Source organism: Paraburkholderia monticola (assembly GCF_001580545.1).
GTDB classification, from domain to species: Bacteria; Pseudomonadota; Gammaproteobacteria; order Burkholderiales; family Burkholderiaceae; genus Paraburkholderia; species Paraburkholderia monticola.
Genome location: NZ_LRBG01000003.1, coordinates 253,325 through 277,986, shown reverse-complemented (window position 1 = coordinate 277,986; position 24,662 = coordinate 253,325). Strand labels below are relative to the sequence as shown.

Below are 24,662 nucleotides of genomic sequence, written 5' to 3'. Positions count from 1 at the left end.
CATGCGACAAATCTTTTTGCTGATCCTGCTGTTCATCGTCGGTCAATGGCTCGTGAAGGCGCTGCGCCGCCACGACGCGCAAAGCGCGCAGCGCACCGGTGCCCGTGGCGCAAACGGTGCCGGTGCCGCGCAAGGTGGCGCGGGTTCCCCGAGCGGACAGCCGCAGCTTGCCGAGCCGATGATTCGCTGCCTCGAGTGCGGCGTGCATGCGCCGAAGAGCGACTCGGTGAGTGTGGCGGGGCAGACGTTCTGCTGCGCCGCGCACGCGCAGCGCCACGGCGCACGTCCGACCGGGCGCGACGCCCGATGAGCGACGCGTTCACCGTCGCTGCCGGCGGTTGGGTTGCCGCCGCACGCAAGCTCCCGTCGCCCAACTTCGAAGCACGGCCGCCAGGCGCGCTGCCAACGCTGATCGTCGTTCACAACATCAGCCTGCCGCCGAACGAGTTCGGCGGCACTGCGATTGCCGAGCTGTTCCAGAACACCCTCGACTGCGACGCTCACCCGTACTACGACACGCATCTGCGCGGCGTGCGCGTGTCCGCGCATTTCGTGATCCATCGCGACGGCGCACTCGAGCAGTTCGTGTCGTGCAACGAGCGCGCGTGGCACGCGGGGCCGTCGAATTTTTTCGGCCGCGAGCGCTGCAATGATTTCTCGATCGGGATCGAGCTCGAAGGCAGCGACACCACCGCCTTCGAAGCGGCGCAATACCGCACGCTCGCCGCGCTCGTGAGCGCACTGAAGGCGCACTATCCGATCGACGCGCTCGCCGGACACTCCGACATCGCGCCCGGTCGCAAGACCGATCCCGGTCCACATTTCGAATGGCCGCGACTGCAACGCGACACGTCGCTCGACGGTCGGTATTTCCCCTATCTCAAGTTTTCCGAAACGCGGTAATCGTCTTCGCACAACCTTGCGTGATTCGCAGAGAACGAGGCGCAGCCTACTTCTCCGGGGAGCTTGCACGCGCCGCGTAAGCCAGAAGTCAAGACTCCGGCAGCAAAATAAAACGGTTTGACCTGTCTCGAATCTCCACTATACTTGGTGCCGAAAGCTGAGTTGTGCACTATATCTTGTGTTGTGCTGTGAATAACCATGTGCATAACCAGGTGAAAAGCAGTGAATAAGTCTGCGGCGCCCCGCTCCCCGAGCACGGCGCCGCAAGCATTCCAGGCAGCGAAAAAAATTCCTGGGGCGCGGTCGGTGGGGGATCTCCGGCCGCATCCAGAAGCATTCAGGAAAGGACCAGCCAGTGATCGCGACCGACCCGATGAAGACCGACATCAAATCGAACCAGGCTTCCTCGCAGTTGCATCCCGCCAACCGGCCTGGCCGGCCTTCCTGCACCTCATCGCTCGCGCACGCGGCGGCGCGGCGTTCGTTTTAATCCGCGGCACTCGCCGCCATTTCCAAGACCAGGAGCTTTGCACATGCAAACCACCGACAACGTGACGACCCGGTACGAGGGCTCACCGACTGGCCAGGCGTTCGGCCAGACTGAAGGCGCCCAGGCGCTCGCGCCGCAAGCGAACTACGCCGACTACAAGGTGATCCGCCGCAACGGTAGCGTGGTGTCGTTCGAGCCGTCGAAAATCGCGATCGCCGTGACGAAGGCGTTCCTCGCCGTCAACGGTGGTCAGGGTGCGGCGTCGGCGCGCGTGCGCGAACTGGTCGAGCAACTCACGCAGAACGTGGTGCGCGCACTGGTGCGCAGCCGTCCGAACGGCGGCACGTTCCATATCGAAGACATTCAGGATCAGGTCGAGCTCGCGCTGATGCGCGGCGGTGAGCACAACGTCGCGCGTGCTTACGTGCTGTATCGCGAGAAGCGCAACCAGGCGCGCGCGCATGACGAGCATGCCGAGGCCGCCAGCACGCCGGGCCTGAACGTGACCGACAACGGCATCACGCGTCCGCTGGATATGGCCGCGCTGCGCGGCATCATCGAGTCCGCGTGCGCGAACCTCGGCGACGCGGTGAGCGCCGAGCCGATCGTCGCGGAAACGGTGAAGAACCTGTACGACGGCGTGCCGATGAGCCAGGTCTACGACTCGGCCATCCTCGCTGCCCGCACGATGATCGAAAAGGACCCGGCCTACAGCCAGGCCACCGCGCGCATCCTGCTGCACACGATCCGCCGCGAGATCCTCGAAGAAGAAGTCACGCAAGCCGAAATGGGCGAGCGCTATGCCGAGTACTTCCCGCAGTTCATCAAGCGCGGCATCGGCGCCGGCCTGCTCGACGACAAGCTCCAGCAGTTCGACCTGAAGCGTCTCGGCGCCGCGCTCGACGCGAACCGCGACCTGCAGTTCGGCTACCTCGGTCTGCAGACGCTGTATGACCGCTACTTCCTGCATCACGACGGCGTACGTATCGAAATGCCGCAGGCATTCTTTATGCGTGTCGCGATGGGCCTGTCGCTGAACGAGATCGACCGCGAAGCGCGCGCCATCGAGTTCTACAACATCCTGTCGAGCTTCGACTTCATGAGCTCGACGCCGACGCTGTTCAACTCGGGCACGCATCGCTCGCAGCTGTCGTCGTGCTACCTGACCACGGTCGACGACGACCTCGACGGCATCTACGAAGCGCTGAAGGAAAACGCGCTGCTGTCGAAGTTCGCCGGCGGCCTCGGCAACGACTGGACGCGCGTGCGCGCGCTCGGCTCGCACATCAAGGGCACCAACGGCAAGTCGCAAGGCGTCGTGCCGTTCCTGAAGGTCGTCAATGACACGGCGGTCGCCGTGAACCAGGGCGGCAAGCGCAAGGGCGCGGTGTGCGCGTACCTCGAATCGTGGCACCTCGACATCGAGGAGTTCCTCGAGCTGCGCAAGAACACCGGCGACGACCGTCGTCGCACGCACGACATGAACACGGCGAACTGGATTCCCGACCTGTTCATGAAGCGCGTGATGGAAGGCGGCGACTGGACGCTGTTCTCGCCGTCCACGTGCCCGGATCTGCACGACAAGTTCGGCGCGGAGTTCGAAACGGCTTACACGGCTTACGAAGACAAGGTCGCGCGCGGCGAGATCAAGCTGTTCAAGAAGCTTCCGGCGGCGCAGCTGTGGCGCAAGATGCTGGGCATGCTGTTCGAAACCGGCCATCCGTGGATCACGTTCAAGGATCCGTGCAACGTGCGCTCGCCGCAGCAGCACGTCGGCGTCGTCCACTCGTCGAACCTGTGCACGGAAATCACGCTGAACACGAGCGACGCCGAAATCGCCGTTTGTAACCTCGGCTCGGTGAACCTCGTCGCGCACCTGAAGGAGCAGGCCGACGGCACGCTCGCGCTCGACCACGACAAGCTCAAGCGCACGATCAGCGTTGCGATGCGCATGCTCGACAACGTGATCGACATCAACTACTACGCGGTCGCCAAGGCGCGTAACTCGAACCTGAAGCACCGTCCGGTCGGCCTCGGCATCATGGGCTTCCAGGACTGCCTGCACGTGCTGCGCACGCCGTACGCGTCGCAGGAAGCGGTCGAGTTCGCCGATCGCTCGATGGAAGCGGTTTGCTACTACGCGTACTACGCGTCGACCGAGCTCGCCGAAGAGCGCGGCCGCTACTCGAGCTACCGCGGCTCGCTGTGGGATCGCGGCATCCTCCCGCAAGACTCGGTGAAGCTGCTGGCCGACGCGCGCGGCGGCTACGTCGAAGTCGATTCGAGCGAGTCGATGGACTGGGCGACGCTGCGCTCGCGCATCTCGACCTACGGCATGCGCAACTCGAACTGCGTGGCGATCGCGCCGACCGCGACGATCTCGAACATCATCGGCGTGTCGGCATGCATCGAGCCGACCTATCAGAACCTGTACGTGAAGTCGAACCTGTCGGGCGAATTCACGGTGGTCAACGACTACCTGGTGCGCGACCTGAAGGCACGCGGTCTGTGGGACGAAGTGATGGTCGCCGACCTGAAGTACTTCGACGGCACGCTGTCGCGCATCGACCGCATCCCGGCCGACCTGCGCGCGATCTACGCGACCGCGTTCGAAGTCGATCCGACGTGGCTCGTCGAAGCGGCCTCGCGTCGTCAGAAGTGGATCGACCAGGCGCAGTCGCTGAACATCTACATGGCGGGCGCATCGGGCAAGAAGCTCGACGAGATCTACAAGCTCGCCTGGCTGCGCGGTCTGAAGACCACCTACTACCTGCGCACGATGGCGGCGACGCACGTCGAGAAGTCGACGGTCGCGCACGGCGCGTTGAACGCGGTGAGCTCGGGTCATGACGGCTCGGGTGGCGCAGGCGGCGCGGCAGGTGGCTTCGGCGTGGGCGGTGGTGCGGCGGGTGGCGTGAGCGGCGGCTTCCAGGCTGCGGCAGCGGCTGCGGCGACTGCCGCGGTCGCAGTCGCAGTCGAAGCGGCGCCCGAAGCGGATGGTCCGGTGTGCATGATGCGTCCGGGCGATCCTGGCTTCGACGAGTGCGAGGCTTGCCAGTAAGCAGCGGCAAGCAGCGGGAGCGTTGCTTGCTAACAGCACGCGAGGTAGTCGTAGGTGATGACCCGCATGCGGCGAGCAACGCGCCTCGTCAATGAAGTAGAAGCGAAGTAGAAGCGAAGTAGAAGCAGGTCGATGGGCGGTGGGCAGTATCGAGATCTCACCGCTCGTCGATGCAGCAAGGCAGCACAGCAGTCGGTCAGGCAGTTGGCAACACCCGACGAAGCAAGCGGCTCGATCAGGATCAAGCGCCGCAAGCATCGCCCGACATGACATCGCACTTCACCCGGCAACGCCGACTCTCGCGATGAGCAGCTCCCGCGGCATCGATCGGTCAACGGATGCCGCCAACGCACTGCGCAATACATATAGATAGAGCAACGAAACGTCGTGTCGAAACGTTGCTCTTCGAGTTCGCGAAGCATCACGACAACACATGTTCAACACGCGTTCATCGCGTGTCACTCGACGCATCACACACAGCATGTCGAACAAAGTGTTGTATGAACGTAGCAACGCGAATCGAAAACAGGAATTTTCGCGAGTGGACTCTTTTATCGCTCGTGAAAAGATGGTACAAACCGTTCTAAATTGATGGTGACATTTATGCTCAACTGGGATGACGAGATCGCTGCCGTAACTCCCTCGAGCGCGACGCAACCGGATGTGTTGCGCAACGCTGCGGGGTCGGTTGTGGGTTCGCAAATCGGAACGCGTTCCGCTCCTCATGCTCCCTCCGCTCAAGAAGTCTTCGCGAACGACATCGCTGTCGCTCCCGTCGCTCATGCTGGCAACGCGGTTGCCAACGCGGCGGCCGCTTCCGAAGCGCGGGTCAATGTCGCCGACAAGCGCATCATCAACGGCCAGACTGACGTCAATCAGCTGGTGCCGTTCAAGTACAAGTGGGCGTGGGAAAAGTATCTGGCCGGTTGCGCCAACCACTGGATGCCGCAGGAAGTGAACATGTCGCGCGACATCGCCCTGTGGAAAGACCCGAACGGGCTGACCGAGGACGAGCGCCGCGTCGTCAAGCGCAACCTGGGCTTCTTCGTGACGGCCGACTCGCTCGCCGCCAACAACATCGTGCTGGGCACCTACCGCCACATCACGGCGCCCGAATGCCGCCAGTTCCTGCTGCGTCAGGCGTTCGAAGAGGCGATCCACACGCACGCTTACCAGTACATCGTCGAGTCGCTCGGTCTCGACGAGGGCGAAATCTTCAACGCGTATCACGAGGTCCCGTCGATCCGCGCGAAAGACGAATTCCTGATTCCGTACATCCACGTGCTGACCGATCCGGCCTTCAAGACCGGCACGCTCGAAGCAGACCAGACGCTGCTGCGCTCGCTGATCGTGTTCGCCTGTGTGATGGAGGGCCTGTTCTTCTACGTCGGCTTTACCCAAATCCTGGCGCTCGGCCGCCAGAACAAGATGACCGGCGCGGCGGAGCAGTACCAGTACATCCTGCGCGACGAGTCGATGCACTGCAACTTCGGCATCGACCTGATCAACCAGATCAAACTCGAAAACCCGCACCTGTGGACGGCTGAGTTCCGCGCCGAAATCCGCGCGATCTTCCAGCAGGCGGTCGAGCTCGAATATCGCTACGCCGAAGATACGATGCCGCGCGGGGTGCTCGGCCTCAACGCGTCGATGTTCAAGAGCTATCTGCGCTTCATCTGCAATCGCCGTTGCCAGCAGATCGGTCTCGATCCGCTCTACCCGAACGAGGAAAACCCGTTCCCGTGGATGAGCGAGATGATCGACCTGAAGAAGGAACGCAATTTCTTCGAGACGCGAGTCATCGAATATCAGACTGGCGGTGCGCTTTCCTGGGAGTAAGCCGGGATTCGTATCGCGGATGGTTTCATTGATGGGGATGCCGCCGCCTGTGGCCGCGGCGCCCCGGGTTAGGAGCAGAACGGCCTGATGCAAAGCGTGCCCGGTGCCTTGACGGCCCACAAACATGACAGGCACTTTGCGGACCCTTCAGTGGGATGGGCAAACTTCCCCCCGGAAAAAGCCGCCGGCGTCGTTGCCGGCGGCCCGATCAAGCAATTGCCGGCGTCGCCCTGCGACGCCGACCAGATTTGGCGCGCGGTGCCTTCGGGCACGGCGCGCCTTACCGCATTCATTAGCGTAAGCGCGTTGCACCAGCGTACGCCGATGAATAGCCCGCTTCGTAGCGCGCGCCCTGAGAAGCGTCCGCGGGAAGCGGGTTTTGACGAAGGGTGTAGTTTGAACTGACCTCATCTGAAAACCTGAAGGAGAAAATGATGGCAACTGCAAAGAAAGCCGCGGCCAAGAAGCCCGCAGCAAAGAAGACCGCTGCCAAGAAGGCTGCTCCGGCTAAGAAAGCCGCACCGGCCAAGAAGGTCGCCGCCAAGAAGGTCGCAGTGAAGAAGGTTGCTGCGAAGAAGGTTGCGGCGAAGAAGGCAGCACCGGCGAAGAAAGCCGCTGTGAAGAAGGTCGCGGCGAAGAAGGTTGCAGCGAAGAAGGTCGCAGCCAAGAAGGTCGCAGCGAAGAAGGCAGCACCGGCGAAGAAAGCCGCGGTGAAGAAGGTCGCAGCGAAGAAGGTCGCAGCGAAGAAGGTTGCAGCCAAGAAGGTCGCGGCGAAGAAGGCAGCACCGGCGAAGAAGGCCGCAGCGAAGAAGACAGCGGCCAAGAAGGCGGCGCCTGCGAAAAAGGCTGCAGCCAAGAAAGCTGCACCTGCCAAGAAGGCTGCCGCGAAGAAGGCCGCTGCGCCTGCGAAGAAGGCTGCCCCTGCGAAGAAGGCTGTCGCCAAGAAGGCTGCGCCTGCTCCCGCTGCGCCTGCTGTCTCGAGCGCACCGGCGGCGACGGTGAAGACCGCGCTGAACCCGGCAGCGGCATGGCCGTTCCCGACGGGCAGCCGTCCGTAAGCAGTAGCAGTACGTCGACACGTCGCAGGATGTGTCGGATGACCGGGTGGTGCTCGCGTTCTCGCGAGTGCCACCCGGTCAATGTCCCGTTACCGGTGTGCCGGTGGCGGGATTTTTTTTGCCCGGTGTCCTGAAAGAAAAAACACGCATGGACCCGTGAGGGCGCATGCGTGTGATGTCGTCGTCGCGGCGCTGAACCGTGCGCGGCCGCGCGAAGGGGAAGTGCGCTTAGTGCGTGACGCGCGTGACGCCGCCGCTCGACAGCAGCCTCACGCGATCGCCGGCGCGGAAGATCTCGCCGGTGGCGGTTTGGGTGATTGCGCGCATGTCGCCGTTGTCGAGCCGCACGGTGATTTCGATTCCGTCGCGCATGGCGACGCGGTTTTCGACCGCATTGCCGGCGACCGCACCGCCGATGCCGCCGACGATCCCCGTCGCGACGGAGCCGCGTCCGCCGCCGATCGAACTGCCGGCGAGCGCGCCGAGCGCCGCACCGCCGGCGGCGCCGAGGCCACTCGGCTGACCGTTGTTCGTGCTGATCCGCACCGCGCGCACGCTATCGACCGTGGCCATGCGAACCGTTTGCTCACGCTGCGCCTGCGACGCGGTGAAAACGTCGGGAGAGCTGCTGTTGACCGCACACCCCGACATGGCCAGGGAACCCGCGATCAAGGTGGCGACGATCAGGCGACTCGTTGTTCTCATTCCCAAACTCCCATGGCTCGCGATATCAGGGCAGGTCGTATCCGAAGGCCTGCTTGAACCGCTCGTTGATTTCCGCCCGGCTGGGCGCGTAGTTTTGCGGGCCTTGATGCTCGATCTTCAGTGCCCCCATCAGGCTGGCGAGACGGCCGGTGGTGGCCCAGCCAAGGCCGTTCTCGATACCGTAGAGCAAGCCGCCGCGAAACGCGTCGCCGCAGCCGGTGGGATCGAGCACTTGCCTGGCCGTGACAGCCGGAATCTCTTCGATACCGCCGCCGTGATGGATCTGTGCACCCTTCTCGCCGAGCGTGATGATCAACGCGTCGACCTTGCTGGCGATCTGTTCGATCGACCAGCCGGTCTTGTTGCTCACCAGCCTGGCTTCGTAATCGTTGACCGCAACATAGGTGGCAAGTTCAATGACGCGCCGCAGCGTCTCGCCGTCGAACAGCGGCAAACCCTGGCCCGGATCGAAGATGAATGGCACGCCCGCGGCGGCAAGCTGTTCGGAGTGTTGAACCATGCCGTCGTAGCCGTCCGGCGCGACGATGCCGAGCGTCAAGCCTTTCACTTCGTCAGCGCGGTTCAGGTGCGACTGCATCATCGCGCCCGGATGGAACGCGGTGATCTGGTTGTTCTCGAGATCGGTCGTGATCATCGCCTGGGCCGAGTAGGTGTCCGGCACGACGAGCACGTTTTCCGTCGACAGGCCGAGCTGCGCGAGCCGGTCCAGATAGAGCTGCGCGTCGACGGCGCCGATCGCGCCCATGATGCGCGCGTTGCCGCCGAGCAGATTCAGCGCATAGGCGATGTTGCCCGCGCAGCCGCCGAACTCGCGACGCATGGTCGGCACGAGGAAGCTCACGTTCAGGATGTGGACCTGCTCCGGCAGGATGTGCTCCCGAAAGCGGCCTTCGAAGGTCATGATGTTGTCGTACGCGAGCGAGCCGCAGATGAGCGTAGCCAAGGCGAGCGTTCCTGTATGAATGCGGTGGGAAGAGACGCGAGGCGACGACAGCACCGCGCGCAGTGCCGTCGTTCGCGCGCGAGAGGGCTTACTTCAGCGCGGCGAGCGCTGCGTCGTAGTTCGGCTCGTTCTTGATTTCGCCGACCAGTTCGGCGTGCACGACCTTGTCGTTCTCGTCGATCACGACGACCGCGCGTGCGGTCAGGCCGGTCAGCGGACCGCTCGTCACGTCGACGCCGTACGCCTTGGCGAATTCATGGCCGCGGAACGTCGAGGCCGTCACCACGTTCTCGATGCCTTCGGTCGTGCAGAAGCGCGACGCCGCGAACGGCAGGTCGCCCGAGACGACGATCACGGCCGTGTTGGTGAGCTTCGCGGCGGCTTCGTTGAACTTGCGGGTCGACGTTGCGCAGGTCGGCGTGTCGAGACTCGGGACGATATTGAGCACCTTGCGCTTGCCGGCGAAATCGGCGAGCGTCAGCGGCTTCAGGTCGCGGCCGACCAGCGAGAACGCGGCGGCCTGCTGGCCGACCGACGGGAACGTGCCGCTTACTTCGATCGGGTTGCCACCCAGCGTGACTTGACTCATGTGTTGTGCTCCGAAAAGTGCGTCAGTGACGACAATGATGCGCCCGCTCGGGGGCGGGCGCGCGAGGGTGCGTTACGGATAAAAAATCTGTACGCGGAAATTGGAGGCGATCGCCGTGCCGGTGTCGAGGTGCACGATCATCGTCTGGGTTGCGTGCGCGGGCAGGCCGTTCGCGATCACGGTGCCGGGCGGCACATAATCCTGCGGCCACAGCACGCGCCGCACGGCGACGTTGTTCTGATCGTCGAGCAGCGTGAGTTCGATTGCGGGGTAGGCGAGCGCGATGTTCAGGCGGTTGTGCAGCGGCATCTTCAGCTCGAGCTTGTGCGGGCCGTCGATCTGCCGCAGATCGGACGGCTCGACGAGCAATCCCTCGATGTCGTGCGGCGGCGTCAGCTGGCAGCCGAGATGCGCGCAGGCCTGCGCGTAGAGAATCTGCGAGCGCGGCAGGTTGATCATCACGGTCTCGCGCTGCCACCACGCGAGTTGCGCGAGCAGTGCAATGACGAGCAGCGCGGCGAGCACCACGCCAGCCACGATCCAGCCGACGCGTCCGGCTTCCGCGGGGCGGGTTTCGCGCATGACCGTAAAAGGATCGCCGCCGTCGCCGACGGGAGGGTTGACCGAGAACGGCTCGCCGCTCGATCCGGCTGGCGATGGGCCGCCCGGCGGGCGCGGGCCGCCGGGTCCGCCGGTACCGGCAGCACTCGCTGCACCCGCTGCACCCAGGCCTGCGGCCGCGCCGAAGCCGGCCGCGCCTAAGCCGGCCGCGCCAAAGCGCGGTTCGTTGTCGGCCACGCCATGCAGACTCGCGGGTTCGCGCAGCGCGGGTTCATCGAGCGTGGACGGCTCGGAGCGTTCGGTCTTGCGCCACACGCGCGGCGCTTCGTCTTCGAACGGCGGTGGGGCGGGCGGCGCGGCGGGACGCGCCGCGGGCGGGACGACAGGCGCTTCATCGACCTCATCGTCAGCGGGATAGGCAAATGGTTCGAGCGGCGCGTCGGCAAGCGTCGGTTCATCGTCCGCGGGCAGCGGCGCGGTGAAACCGCCGGCGCGCAATTCGGGCTCGCTCGCCTGATGCGGGGTGCCTCGCGTGACGGAGGCGTGCTCGTTGCGGCCGAGCGGCAGCGGCCCAAGCTCCATGCTGTTGGCGTGGTCGCGCAAACGGCTATCGAGCGTGCTGCTGGAACTGCTGGTGGGCACGTGGTCCGAAGCCGGCGCCCACAGGTCCATCGCGACGCCGCTGAAGTCGGGACTCGGTTGCCGCACACCCGACAGCGCTTCGATCGCCGCCGCGGCGGCAACCGGTTTGGCCGTGGAAAAATCACCGCCTTCGGCGACGTCGAACAGACTGCTCGACGCGTCGAAGACTTCCTGGCAATGCCCGCAACGCACGAGGCCGCGGCGCTGCGCAAGCTGCGCCGGTTGCAGACGGAAGACAGTTTCGCAGAAGGGGCAGCGCGTCGCCAGGTGCATATCGAGCCGTTGAGCCTGAGGCCGTTGGGGTGACAATACGCCTTATTCTAATTGGTTTCGCGGCGTGTTCCGGCGAGGCACACCCAGCCCTCATGCTCGCGCCACACGCTGATATCGATCCAGCGCGCGTAGACCTGCGCGACTTGGTCGGCCTGGCGCGCGAGAATGCCCGACAGCGCGATGCGTCCACCCGGCTTCACCTTCGACGACAGCATCGACGCCATCAGCTTCAGCGGATTGGACAGGATGTTCGCGACCACGACGTCGAACTCGCCGGCCGGACAGGCGTCGGGCAGGCCATAGGTGACCTCGGCGCGATTGCGCTCGCTATTGTGACGCGCCGATTCGACCGCCTGCGGATCGATGTCGATGCCGATCACCGGATCGGCGCCGCACTTCTTCGCGAGAATCGCGAGGATGCCCGAGCCGCAGCCGTAGTCGAGCACGGACTGGCCGGCCTTGACCGACTGCTCGATCCACTCCATGCACAGTCGCGTGGTGGGGTGGCTGCCGGTGCCGAACGCGAGGCCCGGATCGAGTTCGAGCACGAGCGCGTCGGGGTCCGGCGCGTCGTGCCACGACGGCACGACCCAGATGCGCTCGCCGATCTGGATCGGATCGAACTGCGACTGCGTGAGCCGCACCCAGTCCTGCTCCTCGACCTCGCGCACGGTGTAGGCCGGCGCGGCTTCGAGTCCGATTTCGTTGGCCGCGGCGGTCAGCAGCACGGCCGGATCGTGTTCCGGCGCGAGCAGCGCGATCACGCGCGAGTGCTGCCACGCCGTGCGATCCGGCGTCAGACCGGGCTCGCCGAACAACGGCTGTTCGTCGGGCGTGTCGGCGTCGGCGTCTTCGACCGATACCGACAGCGCGCCCAACTCGAGCAGCGCGTCGGACAACTCCTCCGCGTGCTCGCGTGCCAGTTCGGCGACCAGTTCCCGATAGCTCATGACTTACGCTTCTTCCGCAACCTGCTGACGCGCAGCCAGCCGGTTTTCGAGGTAGTGAATGCTGGTGCCGCCTTCGACGAACTTCGCGTCGAGCATCAGCTCACGGTGCAGCGGGATGTTGGTCTGAATGCCTTCGACCACCATTTCCGACAGCGCGATGCGCATCCGCTTGATCGCCTGTTCGCGCGTCGCGCCGTAAGCGATCAGCTTGCCGATCATCGAATCATAGTTCGGCGGCACGAAATAGCCGTTGTACGCGTGCGAATCGACCCGGATGCCGGGACCGCCCGGCATGTGCCACGAGGTCAGGCGTCCCGGCGACGGCGTGAACTTGAACGGATCTTCAGCGTTGATCCGGCATTCGATCGCATGGCCCTTGAACACGATGTCGCGTTGACGGAACGCAAGCTTTTCGCCCGCCGCGATGCGGATCTGTTCCTGCACGATGTCGACGCCCGTGATCAGCTCGGTCACCGGGTGCTCGACCTGCACGCGCGTGTTCATCTCGATGAAGTAGAACTCGCCGTTTTCATACAGGAACTCGAAGGTGCCCGCGCCGAGGTAACCCATCTTCTTGCATGCGTCCGCACAACGATCGCCGATGCGGTCGATCAGACGACGCGCGATGCCCGGCGCCGGCGCTTCCTCGATCACCTTCTGGTGACGACGCTGCATCGAGCAGTCGCGTTCGCCCAGCCACACGGCGTTCTTGAACGAATCGGCCAGCACCTGGATTTCGATGTGCCGCGGGTTCTCCAGGAATTTCTCCATGTAGACCTGCGGGTTGCCGAACGCACGGCCGGCTTCTTCACGTGTCATGTTGACCGCGTTGACCAACGCCGCTTCCGTGTGCACCACGCGCATGCCGCGGCCACCGCCGCCTCCAGCAGCCTTGATGATGACCGGATAGCCGACCTGGCGGGCGATCTTCACGATCTCCTTCGGATCGTCCGGCAGAGCGCCTTCCGAACCCGGCACGCAAGGCACGCCGGTCTTGATCATGGTCTGCTTCGCCGTGACCTTGTCGCCCATCATGCGGATCGTTTCCGGACGCGGGCCGATGAAGGTGAAGCCGGACTGCTCGACGCGCTCGGCGAAGTCGGCGTTCTCTGACAGGAAGCCGTAGCCGGGGTGAATCGCTTCGGCGTCGGTGACTTCGGCCGCGCTGATCAGCGCAGGCATGTTCAGATAGCTCAGATTCGACGGTGCCGGGCCGATGCAGACCGCCTCGTCGGCGAGCTTCACGTACTTGGCTTCCTTGTCGGCTTCCGAATAGACGACGACCGTCTTGACGCCGAGTTCGCGGCAGGCGCGCTGGATACGAAGCGCGATCTCGCCACGGTTGGCAATGAGGATTTTTTCAAACATAGCGGGTTTTCGACTCATCAATGGGCGCCGGGTCGGTCACGACGTCGGCTGCCGCAGAGGATCGGTCGCGCGCCTCGGGAAGAGCGGCGCGCGGGCGGCGGATAGTGCGTGCCGCGTTAGCCGACCACGAACAGCGGTTGGCCGTACTCGACCGCCTGGCCGTTTTCGACGAGGATTTCCTTGACCACGCCGGACTTGTCCGACTCGATCTCGTTGAGCAGCTTCATCGCTTCGATGATGCAGATGGTCTGGCCTTCCTTGACCGTGTCGCCGACCTGGACGAACGGATCGGCGCCCGGCGACGGTGCGCGGTAGAACGTGCCGACCATCGGCGAGGTCACCACGTGACCCTGCGGCGCGACGGCGGCCGGCGTGGCCGGAGCACCCGCAGCGGCCGGTGCTTCGACCGCGCCTACCGGTGCGGCCTGCGGGAATTGCGGTGCGGCGTACGAGGGGGACTGCTGGACGTAAACCGGCGGCGCATTCTTGACGATGCGGACCTTGCCTTCGCCCTCGGTCACTTCGAGTTCGGAAATACCGGACTCCGAGACGAGGTCGATCAGAGTTTTGAGTTTACGTAGATCCATCAGGGTGCCCCTTTTCAATGCGTAGTGTGCCGGCGCGTGCAAGCGTGCAGTAGCCGGCTCAAATTGGACGTGTTTGGATTCAGCCGCGCGACGAGCCGGCCGCGAGCCGGTCGAGCGCGAATTCGAGCGCGTACAGATACCCCTTCCAGCCGAGGCCGCAGATGACGCCCTCAGCCTGGTCGGAGAAATACGAGTGATGCCTGAACGGTTCGCGACGATGCACGTTCGACAGATGAATCTCGACGAACGGGATGCCGACCCCCGCTAGTGCGTCCCGAATGGCCACGCTCGTGTGCGTGTACGCGGCGGGATTGATCAGGATGAAATCGGTTTTCTCGGTGCGGGCGGCCTGAATACGGTCGACCAGCGCGCCTTCATGATTACTCTGGAACGACGCAAGCTCGACGTCTGCGTCGGCTGCGCGATCCGCCAGCGCCTGATCGATCTGCGGCAGGGTCACGCGACCGTAGACCTCGGGTTCCCGGGTGCCGAGAAGATTGAGGTTGGGGCCGTGCAGTACCAGCAGTCGCGTCATGGTCGCTTCTTTTTCCGTGGAATTGCGCGAACTTTAGCGCTGATTAGAGAAACTTGTCTAGTTTCGCGCGCGTACGGGGCGTCGGCTGGCGCGGGCGGCGGCGCGGCCGTGGGCCCAACTTCACTCAAATTCGGGAATTATTCGCGCATTTTTGCTCGTTCTGCACGGAATCGGATGCCAAATAGCACAGTCCCGGAAATCGGGAAATTTACAGCGCATTGAGCGTCTGACGCAGGGCCGCGGGGTCGATCTGGCCCAATTTTGTCGAGCGAATGTTGCCTTTTGCGTCGATCACGACGGTAAACGGCAGTCCGCCCGCGTTGTTGCCGAATGCGCGGGCGAGGTCGGCGCCGCCGAAGCCGGTCACGTAGATCGGGTAGGCGACCTTGACCTTCTGCAGGAAGGTCTGGATGTTCTTTTCCGAGTCGACGCCGAGGCCGACGAACTGGATGCCTTTCTTTGCATACTCGCGCTGGATCTGCGACAGCGCCGGCATTTCTTCGACGCACGGACCGCACCAGGAGGCCCAGAAGTTGACGACGATCGGGCGGCCCTTGAGCAGGCTCAGCGACTGCGGCTTGCCGTCGACGTTCGTAACCGGCGCGGCCCATAGTTGCTGGACGGGGTTCGTCGCATGCGGATCGGACTGTGAGCCGGCTTGCGCACCGGCCTGCGCCGCGTACGCGACCTCGCTATCGCGATTGAACCAGTGATTGGCCAGCACCCCGCCGCCCGCGGCGACCAGCGCGACGACCGCGCCCGCCAGCATACGTCTTGTGTTCATCGTGCTCTGTTCTGTCTGTTCAGTTCAATTGGTGAAGGACGGCACTGGGTCGCCGTCGAGCAGCGCCTGCACCGCCTGCAAATTGGCTCGCGCCGTGCGACCGCGCGCGTCGGCGCGTACCGCGCCGCGCAGGTCGTCGGTTTCGTACAGCGCGAGGTGGATGCCGACCGGCTCCGCGCCGCGTTCGTCCGCGGGGCGCCACAGGAAGCTCAGCGTCTCCACATAGCCGCGACCCGCGAAGTGCCGTGTTTCCGACACGTCGTACTGGATGTTCGCATTGAGCAGGTAGATCGCGACTTCCTTCGGGTTGTCGCAAAACACCTGCAGATGGACATCCGAATGTTCGCCGGCCGTGCCGCCGAGCACCGCGCCCGTTAGATATGGATTGAACGGCGCGAGCCGCTCCATCCAGTCGACCGCGATCACCCGCAAGCGCCGCAGCAGCGCCGGCTGGCTGTCGCCCTGGAACAGCGCCTGGTATTCGCGGATCTCTTCTTCGATCTGATCGTTGTCCGGCAGCCATTCGCCGGCAATACGGGTCTCGCCGATGACCTGCCGGGCCGCTTTGCGCTTCGCGCTGGCGTAGTCCAGGCCGTCTTCGGCAATCAGGCGTGCAGCCGCGATCGCGATTTCCTCGCGCACGCGCTGCGGATCGAAATGTGATTTGCGGACCATCCTTGCATGATACTCGATCGGCCCTGGCGACGCGGTTCGGCGCCCCGGAGCGGGTGGCGCCGGGCGTGGCTGGCGGGGAGCAGCGCGCGCCGCGTCGGTTACAATAGGCGTCCTTTGCAGATGGCCGTTCCGGCCCTCCTGCGGCTCTCCCATCCCTCGCAAAAAACGCCCGCGCGGCACGACAGGCTTATGCACATCCACATCCTCGGCATCTGCGGCACCTTCATGGGCGGACTCGCGGTGCTCGCGCGCAACGCGGGCCACACGGTGACCGGCTGCGACGCCGGCGTCTATCCGCCGATGAGCACGCAGCTCGAGGCGCAAGGCATTGGTCTGATCGAGGGTTACGACGCGGACCAGCTGAACGGCCTGAACGCGGATCTGTTCGTGATCGGCAACGTGGTCACGCGCGGCAACCCGCTGATGGAAGCGATTCTCGACCGCGGTCTGCCGTATGTGTCCGGTCCGCAATGGCTCGGCGAGCACGTGCTGAACGGCAAGTGGGTGCTGGCGGTGGCCGGCACGCACGGCAAGACCACCACGAGCTCGATGCTCACCTGGCTGCTCGAAGACGCGGGACTGAACCCCGGCTTCCTGATCGGCGGCGTGCCGCTGAATTTCGGCGTATCGGCGCGGCTCACGGATTCGAGCTTCTTCGTGATCGAAGCCGACGAATACGACACCGCGTTCTTCGACAAACGTTCGAAGTTCGTCCATTACCGCCCGAAAACGGCCGTGCTGAACAATCTCGAATTCGATCACGCCGACATCTTCCCCGATCTCGCCGCGATCGAAACCCAGTTCCATCATCTGATCCGTACGGTGCCGCGCCTCGGCCGAGTCGTCACGAACGGCCGCGAGGACGCGCTCGAGCGCGTGCTAACGCGCGGCTGCTGGAGCGAGGTCGAACGCTTTGGCGTGCAGGGCGGCTGGGAGATTCAACCGGCCGAGCAAGGCGTGCCCGTCGACGAACGCTTCGCCGTCTATCACGACGGCGAGCGCGTCGGCGTGGTCGCCTGGCAGGTGCAGGGTGAGCACAACCGTATGAACGCGCTCGCCGCGATCGCCGCCGCGCGCCACGTCGGCGTGCCGCCCGCGCAGGCCGCGAAGTCGCTGTCCGGCTTTCGCAACGTGAAGCGCCGCATGGAAGTGCGCGGCAGCGTCGACGGCGTGACCGTGTACGACGACTTCGCCCATCACCCCACCGCGATCGAAACGACGGTGGCCGGGCTGCGCGCGCGCGTCGGCCGTGACAACACGCGCATTCTCGCGGTGCTCGAACCGCGCTCGAACACGATGAAGCTCGGCGTCATGAAGGCGCAACTGCCCGCGAGCCTCGCCGACGCCGACCTCGTGTTCGGCTACGGCGCGCCGAGCGGGCGCGACGCGCTCGGCTGGAACCTCGGCGAGGCGCTCGCGCCGCTCGACGGCAAGGCGCAGGCGTTCGACAACCTCGACGCGCTAGTGAAGGCCGTGGTCCACGCGGCGCGCCCCGGCGACCAGATTCTGGTGATGAGCAACGGCGGCTTCGGCGGCGTGCATCAGAAGCTGCTCGACGGTCTTTCGGCGCGAGGCGCGTCGTGATTCTCTATCTGCACGGTTTCCGGTCGTCGCCGAATTCGTTCAAGGCGCGCCTGCTGGCGGCGCGTCTTGCCGAACTCGGCCGCGCCGACGAATGGTGCTGCCCGATGCTGCCGGTCTCGCCGCTCGAGACGATCGCGCTCGCCGAAGCGCGGGTGGCCGAGGCTCGCGCGAAGGGCGGTGCGCAGCAGGTGACGGTGATCGGCAGCTCGCTCGGCGGCTACTTCGCCACCCATCTGGCCGAGAAGCACGGCTGGCCGGCCGTGCTGCTGAACCCGGCGGTCGTGCCGCAGCGCGATCTGAGCGCGTATCTCGGCGAGCAGCCGTTGTGGCACGGCGGCGGTAGCATCGTGGTCGAGCCGCATCATCTGGATGAATTACGCGCGCTCGGGGTCGCATCGATCACGCGGCCCGAACGCTATTATTTGATGGCAGCCACCGGCGACGAGGTGCTCGACTACCGCGAGATGCTCGCGCACTATCCGGGCGCGCGCACGACGCTGATCGAAGGCAGCGACCACGCGATCAGCGAGTTCGCGCAGTATCTCGACGACGTGCTGGCGTTTTGCGACGCCGAACACGTCGAGCCGCCGGCACCGCGCGCGACGGTCTGACGACGCGCAAGGGCGGCGGCACCACTAGCTGCACCCTCCCTGCAAGGACGTCAGAAAGACACACCGACCGCCACCGCAGGTCGCAAGATTCGCAAGTTTCAACCCGCGCCGGCGCGCGCAGTGCGCGCCGCGGATTCTTATCACGAACAGGTTGCCGTGCCGCGCATGCAGTGATCGATCGCCATTGGGCGTCGGGCGCGCCGGCAGATGCAAGTCAGAACGAGAGTATTGAGTGAACGTTTTCTTCGAGGAATCGGGCAGTTTCAAGGCCGGCAGCGTGCTGTCGCGCCAGGGCGACGCATTTCAGGTCGAGTTGCCGGGCGGGCGGCGCGCGAAGGTGCGCGCGAAGGATGTGCTGATCGAGTTCGAGAAGCCCACCGCGGCCGAACTGATGCAGCAGGCTGACGCGCTCGCGCAGGACATCGATCTCGACTTCCTGTGGGAGTGCGCGCCGGACGAGGAATTCCCGTTCGCGACGCTGGGCGCCGAGTACTTCGGCCAGAGCTTCGGTGCGATCGAGCGCGCGGCGCTGGTGCTGCGCATGCATGGCGCGCCGGTGTACTTCCGTCGCAAGGGCCGCGGCATGTACCAGCGCGCGCCGCAGGAGCAGCTGAAAATGGCGCTCGCGGGCCTCGAGCGCAAGCGTCAGCAGGCGCTCGTGCAGGCACAGTACGAGGAAGAGCTGAAGGAAGGCCGTCTGCCGGACGCGTTCGCGGGCGGCAAGGGGCTCGCATTGCTGACGAAGCCCGACAAGAACACGATCGAGTACAAGGCGCTCGAAGCCGCCGCGGCCGCGCGCGGCATCTCGCAGGCCCGGCTGATGCTCGAATGCGGCGCGATCGCGTCGCCGCGCGCGCTGCACGAGGCGAAGTTCCTGTCCGAGTTCTTCCCGCATGGCACCGGCTTCCCGTCGGTCGCGGCCGCGAACGTGCCCGACGATCTGCCGCAGGCCGACGTCGAGGCATTCTCGATCGACGACATCACCACGACCGAAATCGACGACGCGTTCTCGGTCGAGCATCTGGCCGACGGTCGCGTGCGCATCGGTGTGCACATCGCCGCGCCGGCGCTTGGCATCCAGCGTGGCGATGACGTCGACGCGATCGCGCGCGCGCGTTTGTCGACGGTCTACATGCCCGGCGACAAGATTACGATGCTGCCCGACAGCGTCGTCGACACGTTCACGCTCGCCGAGGGCGGGTATCGCCCGGCGCTGTCGCTGTACGTGATCATCAATCGCGAAACGCAGGAAATCGTCGCGAGCGAGACGCGCGCCGAGCGCGTGTTCGTGAAGAACAACCTGCGCCACAACACGCTCGACGAAGTCGTCACCGAAGCAGCGCTCGCCGAAGGCAGCGGAGAGTATCCGCACAAGGACGATATCGCCGTGCTGTGGCCGTTCGCCCAGGCGCTGTTCGAAAAGCGCCAGACCGCGCGCGCCGGCTACGGCCTGCGCCGCGAAGTGCAGCGCAATACCGACTTCAATTTCTACGTCGAAGGCGAGCACATCACGATCACGCCGCGCCGGCGCGGCTCGCCGCTCGACACGATCGTCGCCGAGCTGGCGATTCTCGCGAATTCGTCGTGGGGCGCGTTCCTGCACGATCACGGTGTGCCGGGCATCTATCGCACGCAGCGCGCGTTTGGCGCGCCCAGCGGCCCGAAGCGCACGCGCATGCAGACCAACGCGGCGCCGCACGAAGGGCTCGGCGTTACGCAGTACGCGTGGAGCACGTCGCCGCTGCGCCGCTACGTCGACCTCGTGAATCAGTGGCAGCTGATCGCGTGCGTGCAGCACGGCGTGACCGCGAAGCTCGCCGCGCCGTTCAAGCCGAAGGACGCCGATCTGTTCGCGGTCGTGCAGGGCTTCGACGACACCTACACCGCTTACGCCGACTATCAGCGCCGCATGGAGTACTTCTGGTGTCTGCGCTGGCTCACGCAGGAAAACCGCAAGCAGGTGGTGGCGTCGGTCGTGAAGGGCGATCTCGTGCGTCTGGAAGAAATTCCGCTGCTGCTGCACGTGCCGGGGCTCGGCGTGCATGCGCGCGGTACGCGCTTGCAGATGGAAGTGATGTCGATCGATGAACTGACGATCGAAGCGTCGGTGCGTTTGCTGCATGTGCTCGATGCGCCGACCGTGACGAGCGGCGCCGAAGCGGAAGAAGGCGAGGACGAGGGCGAAGAGGAACTGCTCGACGCGGCCGACGCCAGCGCCGAAAGCGAAGCGGAAGCCGAGGCGGAAGCCGACACCGCCGGCGGCGACGAATCCGCGGCAGGCGGCGACGGCAACGACGCCCCCAACACCGCCGACACCGATCAAAACATCACGGAGCCGGGACGATGAGCAGCAACGAAGCACGCGACCGCTATGCGGTCATCGGCAATCCGGTCGGTCATAGCAAGTCGCCGTTCATCCACGCGCGCTTCGCGGCGCAAACCGGCGAGCCGGTCGAGTACGGCCATCTGCTCGCGCCGGTCGACGCGTTCGTGCCGCACGTGCGCGCGTTTATCGAAGCGGGCGGGCGCGGCCTGAACGTGACGGTGCCGTTCAAGCTCGACGCGCATGCGTTCGCCAACACGCTGTCGCCGCGCGCGGCGGCGGCCGGCGCGGTGAACACGTTGCGGGTGGACGCCGACGGCATCTACGGCGACAACACGGATGGCTTCGGCCTCGTGCGCGACATCGAGGTGAATCTCGGCGTGCCGCTGAAGGGCGCGCGCATCCTGCTGCTCGGCGCGGGCGGCGCCGCGCGTGGCGTCGTGCTGCCGATGCTCGACCGTGCGCCGCATACGCTGACCATCGTGAACCGCACGGCGCAGAAGGCCGAGGCGCTGGTCGAGCAGTTCGCGCAAGCCGCGAGCGACGCGCACTGCCGGCTCGTCGGCGGCAGCGCCCGCGCGATCGAGGCAGGCCAGTACGACGTGATCGTCAATGCGACCGCGGGCAGCCTCGAGGCCGCGTTGCCGGAGTGCGACGACCGCGCCTTCGGCAACGGCACGCTCGCCTACGACATGATGTACAGCGCCCATCCGACCGTCTTCATGCAGCACGCGGCAAAGCTCGGCGCGCGTGGCGCCGACGGCCTCGGCATGCTGGTCGAGCAGGCCGCCGAATCGTTCTACGTGTGGCGCGGCGCGCGTCCGGACGGCGCGCCGGTGCTCGCCGAGTTGCGCGCGCTGCTGTCGGCGCCGTCGCCCGCATAACGTCAGCGCGCGGACGGCACGCACCATGACAGCGACGCAGCGCACCGGCGGTCCGCGCGGTCAGGCGGGCGCGCTGCGCTGGCTCGCATATCTGATCACGGTCGTGGTGATCGCGTGGCTTGCCACGCAGGCGTTCTACTTCGCGCAGATCGCGATCTGGAATGTCGTCAATCCGCGCTCGACTGCGTTCATGCGCTCGGACGCGTGGCGTCTTTCGCAGGATCGGCCGGATCTGTCGATACAGCGCACGTGGGTGCCGTACGACCAGATTTCGCGCAACCTGAAGCGCGCGATCATCGCGTCCGAGGACGCGAACTTCGTCAACAACAAAGGCTACGAAACCGACGCGATCCTGCAAGCCTGGGAGCGCAACAAGGCGCAGGGACGGATCGTGCGCGGCGGCTCGACGATCTCGCAGCAGCTCGCGCGCAACCTGTTTCTGTCGCGCGAGAAGAGCTATATCCGCAAGGGCCAGGAGCTGATCATCACGTGGATGCTCGAAACGCTGATGGACAAGCAGCGCATCTTCGAGATCTATCTGAACTCGGTCGAATGGGGCAACGGCGTGTACGGCGCCGAGGCGGCCGCGCAGTATTACTTCAAGACCTCGGCGAGCAAGCTCACGGCCGCGCAGTCGGCGCGGCTCGCGGTGATGCTGCCGCGCCCCAAATATTTCGACGAACACAGGAATTCGGCGTACCTCGCGCAGCGCGCGCGCGTGATCGCGCGGCGTATGGGTGCCGCCGAATTGCCCGATTGAAAAAACCTCGATTTCTCCGGTTTTCCCGCTCCAAAGCCCGCCTTACGCGGGCTTTTTTGCGTCTTCGGTCAGGCGCGCAACCCTCTGCTAAACACGTGTTTGGCTACTAAAATCTCATTATATGGACTCAACATTCACATATTGGTGATTCTCGAAAGTCGCCCTACAATCCAAGCCAACATGCATCGCGAAGTCCGCGCCCAGAGCGAGACCCAGCGAACAGCGACAGAAAAAACCGGAGACGAGGCCAACCATGTCTGGCAGCCGAACCCAGCGGCCGCGCGAACGCGCCGTCGCTAGCAGCGCCGCCGCAGACATTCCCGCCCTGTTCTCCGGGCCCGCGCGCCAGGCGCAGAAATCATCCGAAAGCGAATCGCCATGAACAAAGCGATGCCCACTCACGCCGCCAGCGCGGCCGAGGTCGCGCAGGGGTCGAACGGCGGCCCGGACAGCGCGTCGAATTCCGCGCTGAAGCCGACGTCGCGCGAGACCTCAGCCAACCCCACCCATGCCGCCGCCAATGCGTCCGCTACCGCAAGGACGTCGCGTCCGGTGGCGCGCGCGGCGACCGTCGACGGGCTCGGGCTGCCGGTCACGCTGCTGGAAATCACGCCGCAGCAGGCCGGCACGCAGACGCTGTTGCGCGGCCTCGCGATTCTCGAGGCGGCCGCGGCCGGCGTGCGCGATCTGCGCAGCTTCGGCGCCGCGCTCGGCACGACTCGCAGCACCACCCACCGGCTCGTCAGCAGCCTCGTGCAGGCGCGCTATCTGCGTCAGGTGCAGGGCGGCTATCTGCTCGGGCCGAAGCTGATCGAGCTCGGCACGATCGCGCTCGAACAGATGCCGCTCACGGCCGTCGCGCGTCCGCATCTGGAGTCGCTGGCCGAGCAGACGCTCGACACGATCCATCTCGGCGTGCGCGACGGCGACGACGTGCTGTACATCGACAAGATCCCCGGCACGCGTGGCCTCGAAATGCGCTCGCGGGTCGGTCACCGGATGCCGCTCGCGTCGACCGGCATCGGCAAGGCGATGATGCTCGACCTTGGGCCGGATGCATGGCAGTCGCTGTTCGACGCGTCGCGCCGCGCGCTCGCCGGCGTGAGTTTCAAGCCGGACAACCGCCCCGACGCGCCGACCTTCCTGCAACGCATGACCAGCTACGCGGCCGGCGGCTACACGTTCGATCTCGAGGAGAACGAAGCGGCGATCCGCTGCGTCGCGGCGCCGGTGCGCGACGCGTCGGGCGCGATCGTCGCGGCGCTGTCGGTGGCGAGCACGATTCCGTATATGCCGCTCGAACGGATGGACGAACTGATTCCGATCGTGCAGCGCGAGGCGCGCGCGATCTCGGAAGAACTCGGTTGGCGCGCTCCGCAACCGGCCACGCGCAGGATCAAGCGATGAAACAAGCGGGCACCGCCACGCTGGCGAACCACCAGACGGCCGCCGCGCCCGATACGGGCGTGACGACCGGCGCCCCCGACGTCGCCGCCGTCGACTTCGCCAACGCCGCGCTGATCGCGCTCGACTGGGGCACGACATCGCTGCGCGCCTATCTGTTCGACGCGCACGGCCACGTGCTGGCGACGCGCGCATCGGCGGCCGGCATCATGAATCTGCCGCGCAGCGCGGCCGAGGGCGGCTTCGACGCCGCGTTCGACGACGCCTGCGGCGCCTGGCTCGACCAGGCGCGCGGCGTGCCGGTAATCGCCGCGGGGATGGTCGGCAGCGCACAGGGCTGGCTCGAGGCGCCGTATGTCGAAACGCCCGCAAACGCCGATGCGTTGGTGGCCGGCATCGTGCGCGTCGAGACCGCATCGGGCGCGACGCTGCATATCGTGCCGGGCGTGCTGCAACGCGGCGAGCTGCCCAACGTGATGCGCGGCGAGGAGACGCAAATTTTCGGCGCGCTCAGCGCGGACACCGACGGCGCGCAGGAGCCGAACGCGGCCGACAGCCACGCCCGTTCGTTGATCGGCCTGCCCGGCACGCATGCGAAGTGGGCGGTCGTGCAGGGAGCGCGCATCGAGCGTTTTCACACCTTCATGACCGGCGAGGTGTTCGCCGCGCTGCGCGAGCATACGATTCTCGGTCGCACGATGGCCACCCCCGATCGTCCGGATACCGAAGCGTTCCTGCGCGGCGTGAACATCGCGCGCGAGAAGGGCCAGGCCGGCGTGCTCGCGACCGTGTTCAGCACACGTACGCTCGGCTTGACCGGCGAGCTGTCGAGCGAGGCGCAGCCCGACTATCTGTCGGGCCTTCTGATTGGACATGAGCTCGCCGGCCTCGAAGCGGTACTCGCGCAGCAAGGCAGCTCGCTCGCCCAACAGAGTCTTCGGCTGATCGGCAACGACGCGCTGTGCGAGCGCTACCGCCTCGCGCTTGCGCAATTCGGCTGTCTGCGCGCGGAACCGGTCAGGCACGCAACCGAGCGCGGCCTGTGGCGCGTCGCCGTCGCAGCGGGGCTCGTCCAGCCTTCCGCCCATGCGACGCACGCAGGCTAACCGGCG

The 24,662-nt window shown here is 65.6% G+C and carries 23 protein-coding genes; 13 read left to right on the top strand and 10 right to left on the bottom strand.

The genetic code is table 11. The annotated features are described in order from the left end of the window. Position 1: 1 nt before the first annotated feature. The 6 genes from CI15_RS04665 (at position 2) to CI15_RS04645 (ending at position 7,351) form a co-directional block, all read left to right on the top strand. Positions 2-310 carry a PP0621 family protein gene (locus CI15_RS04665; protein WP_062124769.1) on the top strand — a complete coding sequence of 103 codons (309 nt, stop codon included), beginning with the start codon at positions 2-4 and terminating at the stop codon, positions 308-310. Next, complete coding sequence (gene ampD / locus CI15_RS04660) at positions 307-903, top strand: 1,6-anhydro-N-acetylmuramyl-L-alanine amidase AmpD (RefSeq protein WP_062124768.1); 597 nt, start codon at positions 307-309, stop codon at positions 901-903. The genes CI15_RS04665 and ampD overlap by 4 nt, the downstream gene beginning before the upstream one ends. Positions 904-1,436: 533 nt before the next feature. After that, positions 1,437-4,454, top strand: a complete 3,018-nt coding sequence (locus tag CI15_RS04655) for a ribonucleoside-diphosphate reductase subunit alpha (RefSeq protein ID WP_062124766.1) — start codon at positions 1,437-1,439, stop codon at positions 4,452-4,454. A 603-nt stretch (positions 4,455-5,057) separates the two neighbouring features. Then, positions 5,058-6,293: a ribonucleotide-diphosphate reductase subunit beta gene (locus CI15_RS04650; protein ID WP_062124765.1), complete on the top strand. Its 1,236-nt coding sequence runs from the start codon at positions 5,058-5,060 to the stop codon at positions 6,291-6,293. An 87-nt stretch (positions 6,294-6,380) separates the two neighbouring features. Next, the gene (locus CI15_RS35140; protein WP_075643652.1) at positions 6,381-6,698 is read left to right on the top strand and encodes a hypothetical protein; all 318 of its coding nucleotides are present in this window, start codon (positions 6,381-6,383) and stop codon (positions 6,696-6,698) included. Between the two features lie 29 nt (positions 6,699-6,727). Further along, a complete protein-coding gene (locus tag CI15_RS04645; protein ID WP_062124763.1) occupies positions 6,728-7,351 on the top strand; it encodes a histone H1-like DNA-binding protein in 624 nt (207 codons plus the stop codon). 228 nt (positions 7,352-7,579) lie between these two features. Here the strand turns inward: CI15_RS04645 and CI15_RS04640 are convergent, their stop codons facing one another. The 10 genes from CI15_RS04640 to CI15_RS04595 form a co-directional block, all read right to left on the bottom strand. After that, positions 7,580-8,056: an outer membrane lipoprotein gene (locus tag CI15_RS04640; protein WP_062124761.1), complete on the bottom strand. Its 477-nt coding sequence runs from the start codon at positions 8,054-8,056 to the stop codon at positions 7,580-7,582. A 25-nt stretch (positions 8,057-8,081) separates the two neighbouring features. Next, positions 8,082-9,020, bottom strand: coding sequence for a carbohydrate kinase family protein (locus CI15_RS04635; protein ID WP_062124759.1), 939 nt, complete (start codon positions 9,018-9,020; stop codon positions 8,082-8,084). Between the two features lie 88 nt (positions 9,021-9,108). Further along, positions 9,109-9,609, bottom strand: coding sequence for a thiol peroxidase (gene tpx, locus CI15_RS04630; protein WP_062124757.1), 501 nt, complete (start codon positions 9,607-9,609; stop codon positions 9,109-9,111). Positions 9,610-9,681: 72 nt separating this feature from the next. Next, the gene (locus CI15_RS04625; RefSeq protein WP_062124755.1) at positions 9,682-11,085 is read right to left on the bottom strand and encodes a zinc-ribbon and DUF3426 domain-containing protein; all 1,404 of its coding nucleotides are present in this window, start codon (positions 11,083-11,085) and stop codon (positions 9,682-9,684) included. A 47-nt stretch (positions 11,086-11,132) separates the two neighbouring features. Next, positions 11,133-12,035 carry a 50S ribosomal protein L11 methyltransferase gene (prmA, locus tag CI15_RS04620; RefSeq protein WP_062124753.1) on the bottom strand — a complete coding sequence of 301 codons (903 nt, stop codon included), beginning with the start codon at positions 12,033-12,035 and terminating at the stop codon, positions 11,133-11,135. Positions 12,036-12,038: 3 nt separating this feature from the next. Beyond that, the gene (gene accC, locus CI15_RS04615; protein ID WP_062124752.1) at positions 12,039-13,403 is read right to left on the bottom strand and encodes an acetyl-CoA carboxylase biotin carboxylase subunit; all 1,365 of its coding nucleotides are present in this window, start codon (positions 13,401-13,403) and stop codon (positions 12,039-12,041) included. Between the two features lie 116 nt (positions 13,404-13,519). Next, the gene (accB, locus tag CI15_RS04610) at positions 13,520-13,990 is read right to left on the bottom strand and encodes an acetyl-CoA carboxylase biotin carboxyl carrier protein (RefSeq protein ID WP_062124750.1); all 471 of its coding nucleotides are present in this window, start codon (positions 13,988-13,990) and stop codon (positions 13,520-13,522) included. 79 nt (positions 13,991-14,069) lie between these two features. After that, positions 14,070-14,525: a type II 3-dehydroquinate dehydratase gene (gene aroQ / locus CI15_RS04605; protein WP_062124747.1), complete on the bottom strand. Its 456-nt coding sequence runs from the start codon at positions 14,523-14,525 to the stop codon at positions 14,070-14,072. Positions 14,526-14,733: 208 nt separating this feature from the next. After that, the gene (locus CI15_RS04600; protein ID WP_062124745.1) at positions 14,734-15,309 is read right to left on the bottom strand and encodes a TlpA family protein disulfide reductase; all 576 of its coding nucleotides are present in this window, start codon (positions 15,307-15,309) and stop codon (positions 14,734-14,736) included. A 24-nt stretch (positions 15,310-15,333) separates the two neighbouring features. Further along, the gene (locus CI15_RS04595; RefSeq protein WP_062124743.1) at positions 15,334-15,984 is read right to left on the bottom strand and encodes a hypothetical protein; all 651 of its coding nucleotides are present in this window, start codon (positions 15,982-15,984) and stop codon (positions 15,334-15,336) included. Positions 15,985-16,104: 120 nt separating this feature from the next. Between CI15_RS04595 and mpl the strand changes: the two genes are divergently transcribed. From mpl to CI15_RS04560, 7 genes are all read left to right on the top strand, one after another. Continuing rightward, positions 16,105-17,568: a UDP-N-acetylmuramate:L-alanyl-gamma-D-glutamyl-meso-diaminopimelate ligase gene (gene mpl / locus CI15_RS04590; protein WP_420915846.1), complete on the top strand. Its 1,464-nt coding sequence runs from the start codon at positions 16,105-16,107 to the stop codon at positions 17,566-17,568. Further along, positions 17,565-18,179, top strand: a complete 615-nt coding sequence (locus CI15_RS04585) for a YqiA/YcfP family alpha/beta fold hydrolase (RefSeq protein WP_062124739.1) — start codon at positions 17,565-17,567, stop codon at positions 18,177-18,179. The genes mpl and CI15_RS04585 overlap by 4 nt, the downstream gene beginning before the upstream one ends. 232 nt (positions 18,180-18,411) lie before the next feature. Further along, entirely contained in the window at positions 18,412-20,526 is a 2,115-nt protein-coding gene (locus CI15_RS04580) for a ribonuclease catalytic domain-containing protein (RefSeq protein WP_062124737.1), read from the top strand. Further along, positions 20,523-21,386, top strand: coding sequence for a shikimate dehydrogenase (gene aroE / locus CI15_RS04575; protein ID WP_062124735.1), 864 nt, complete (start codon positions 20,523-20,525; stop codon positions 21,384-21,386). Before CI15_RS04580 ends, aroE begins: the two co-directional genes overlap by 4 nt. A 25-nt stretch (positions 21,387-21,411) precedes the next feature. Continuing rightward, on the top strand, positions 21,412-22,146 hold the full coding sequence (gene mtgA, locus CI15_RS04570) for a monofunctional biosynthetic peptidoglycan transglycosylase (RefSeq protein WP_062124734.1): 735 nt from the start codon (positions 21,412-21,414) through the stop codon (positions 22,144-22,146). A 378-nt stretch (positions 22,147-22,524) separates the two neighbouring features. Continuing rightward, positions 22,525-23,553, top strand: coding sequence for an IclR family transcriptional regulator (locus CI15_RS04565; protein WP_062124732.1), 1,029 nt, complete (start codon positions 22,525-22,527; stop codon positions 23,551-23,553). Further along, positions 23,550-24,656, top strand: a complete 1,107-nt coding sequence (locus tag CI15_RS04560) for a 2-dehydro-3-deoxygalactonokinase (RefSeq protein ID WP_062124874.1) — start codon at positions 23,550-23,552, stop codon at positions 24,654-24,656. The genes CI15_RS04565 and CI15_RS04560 overlap by 4 nt, the downstream gene beginning before the upstream one ends. The last annotated feature ends 6 nt before the right edge of the window (positions 24,657-24,662 follow it).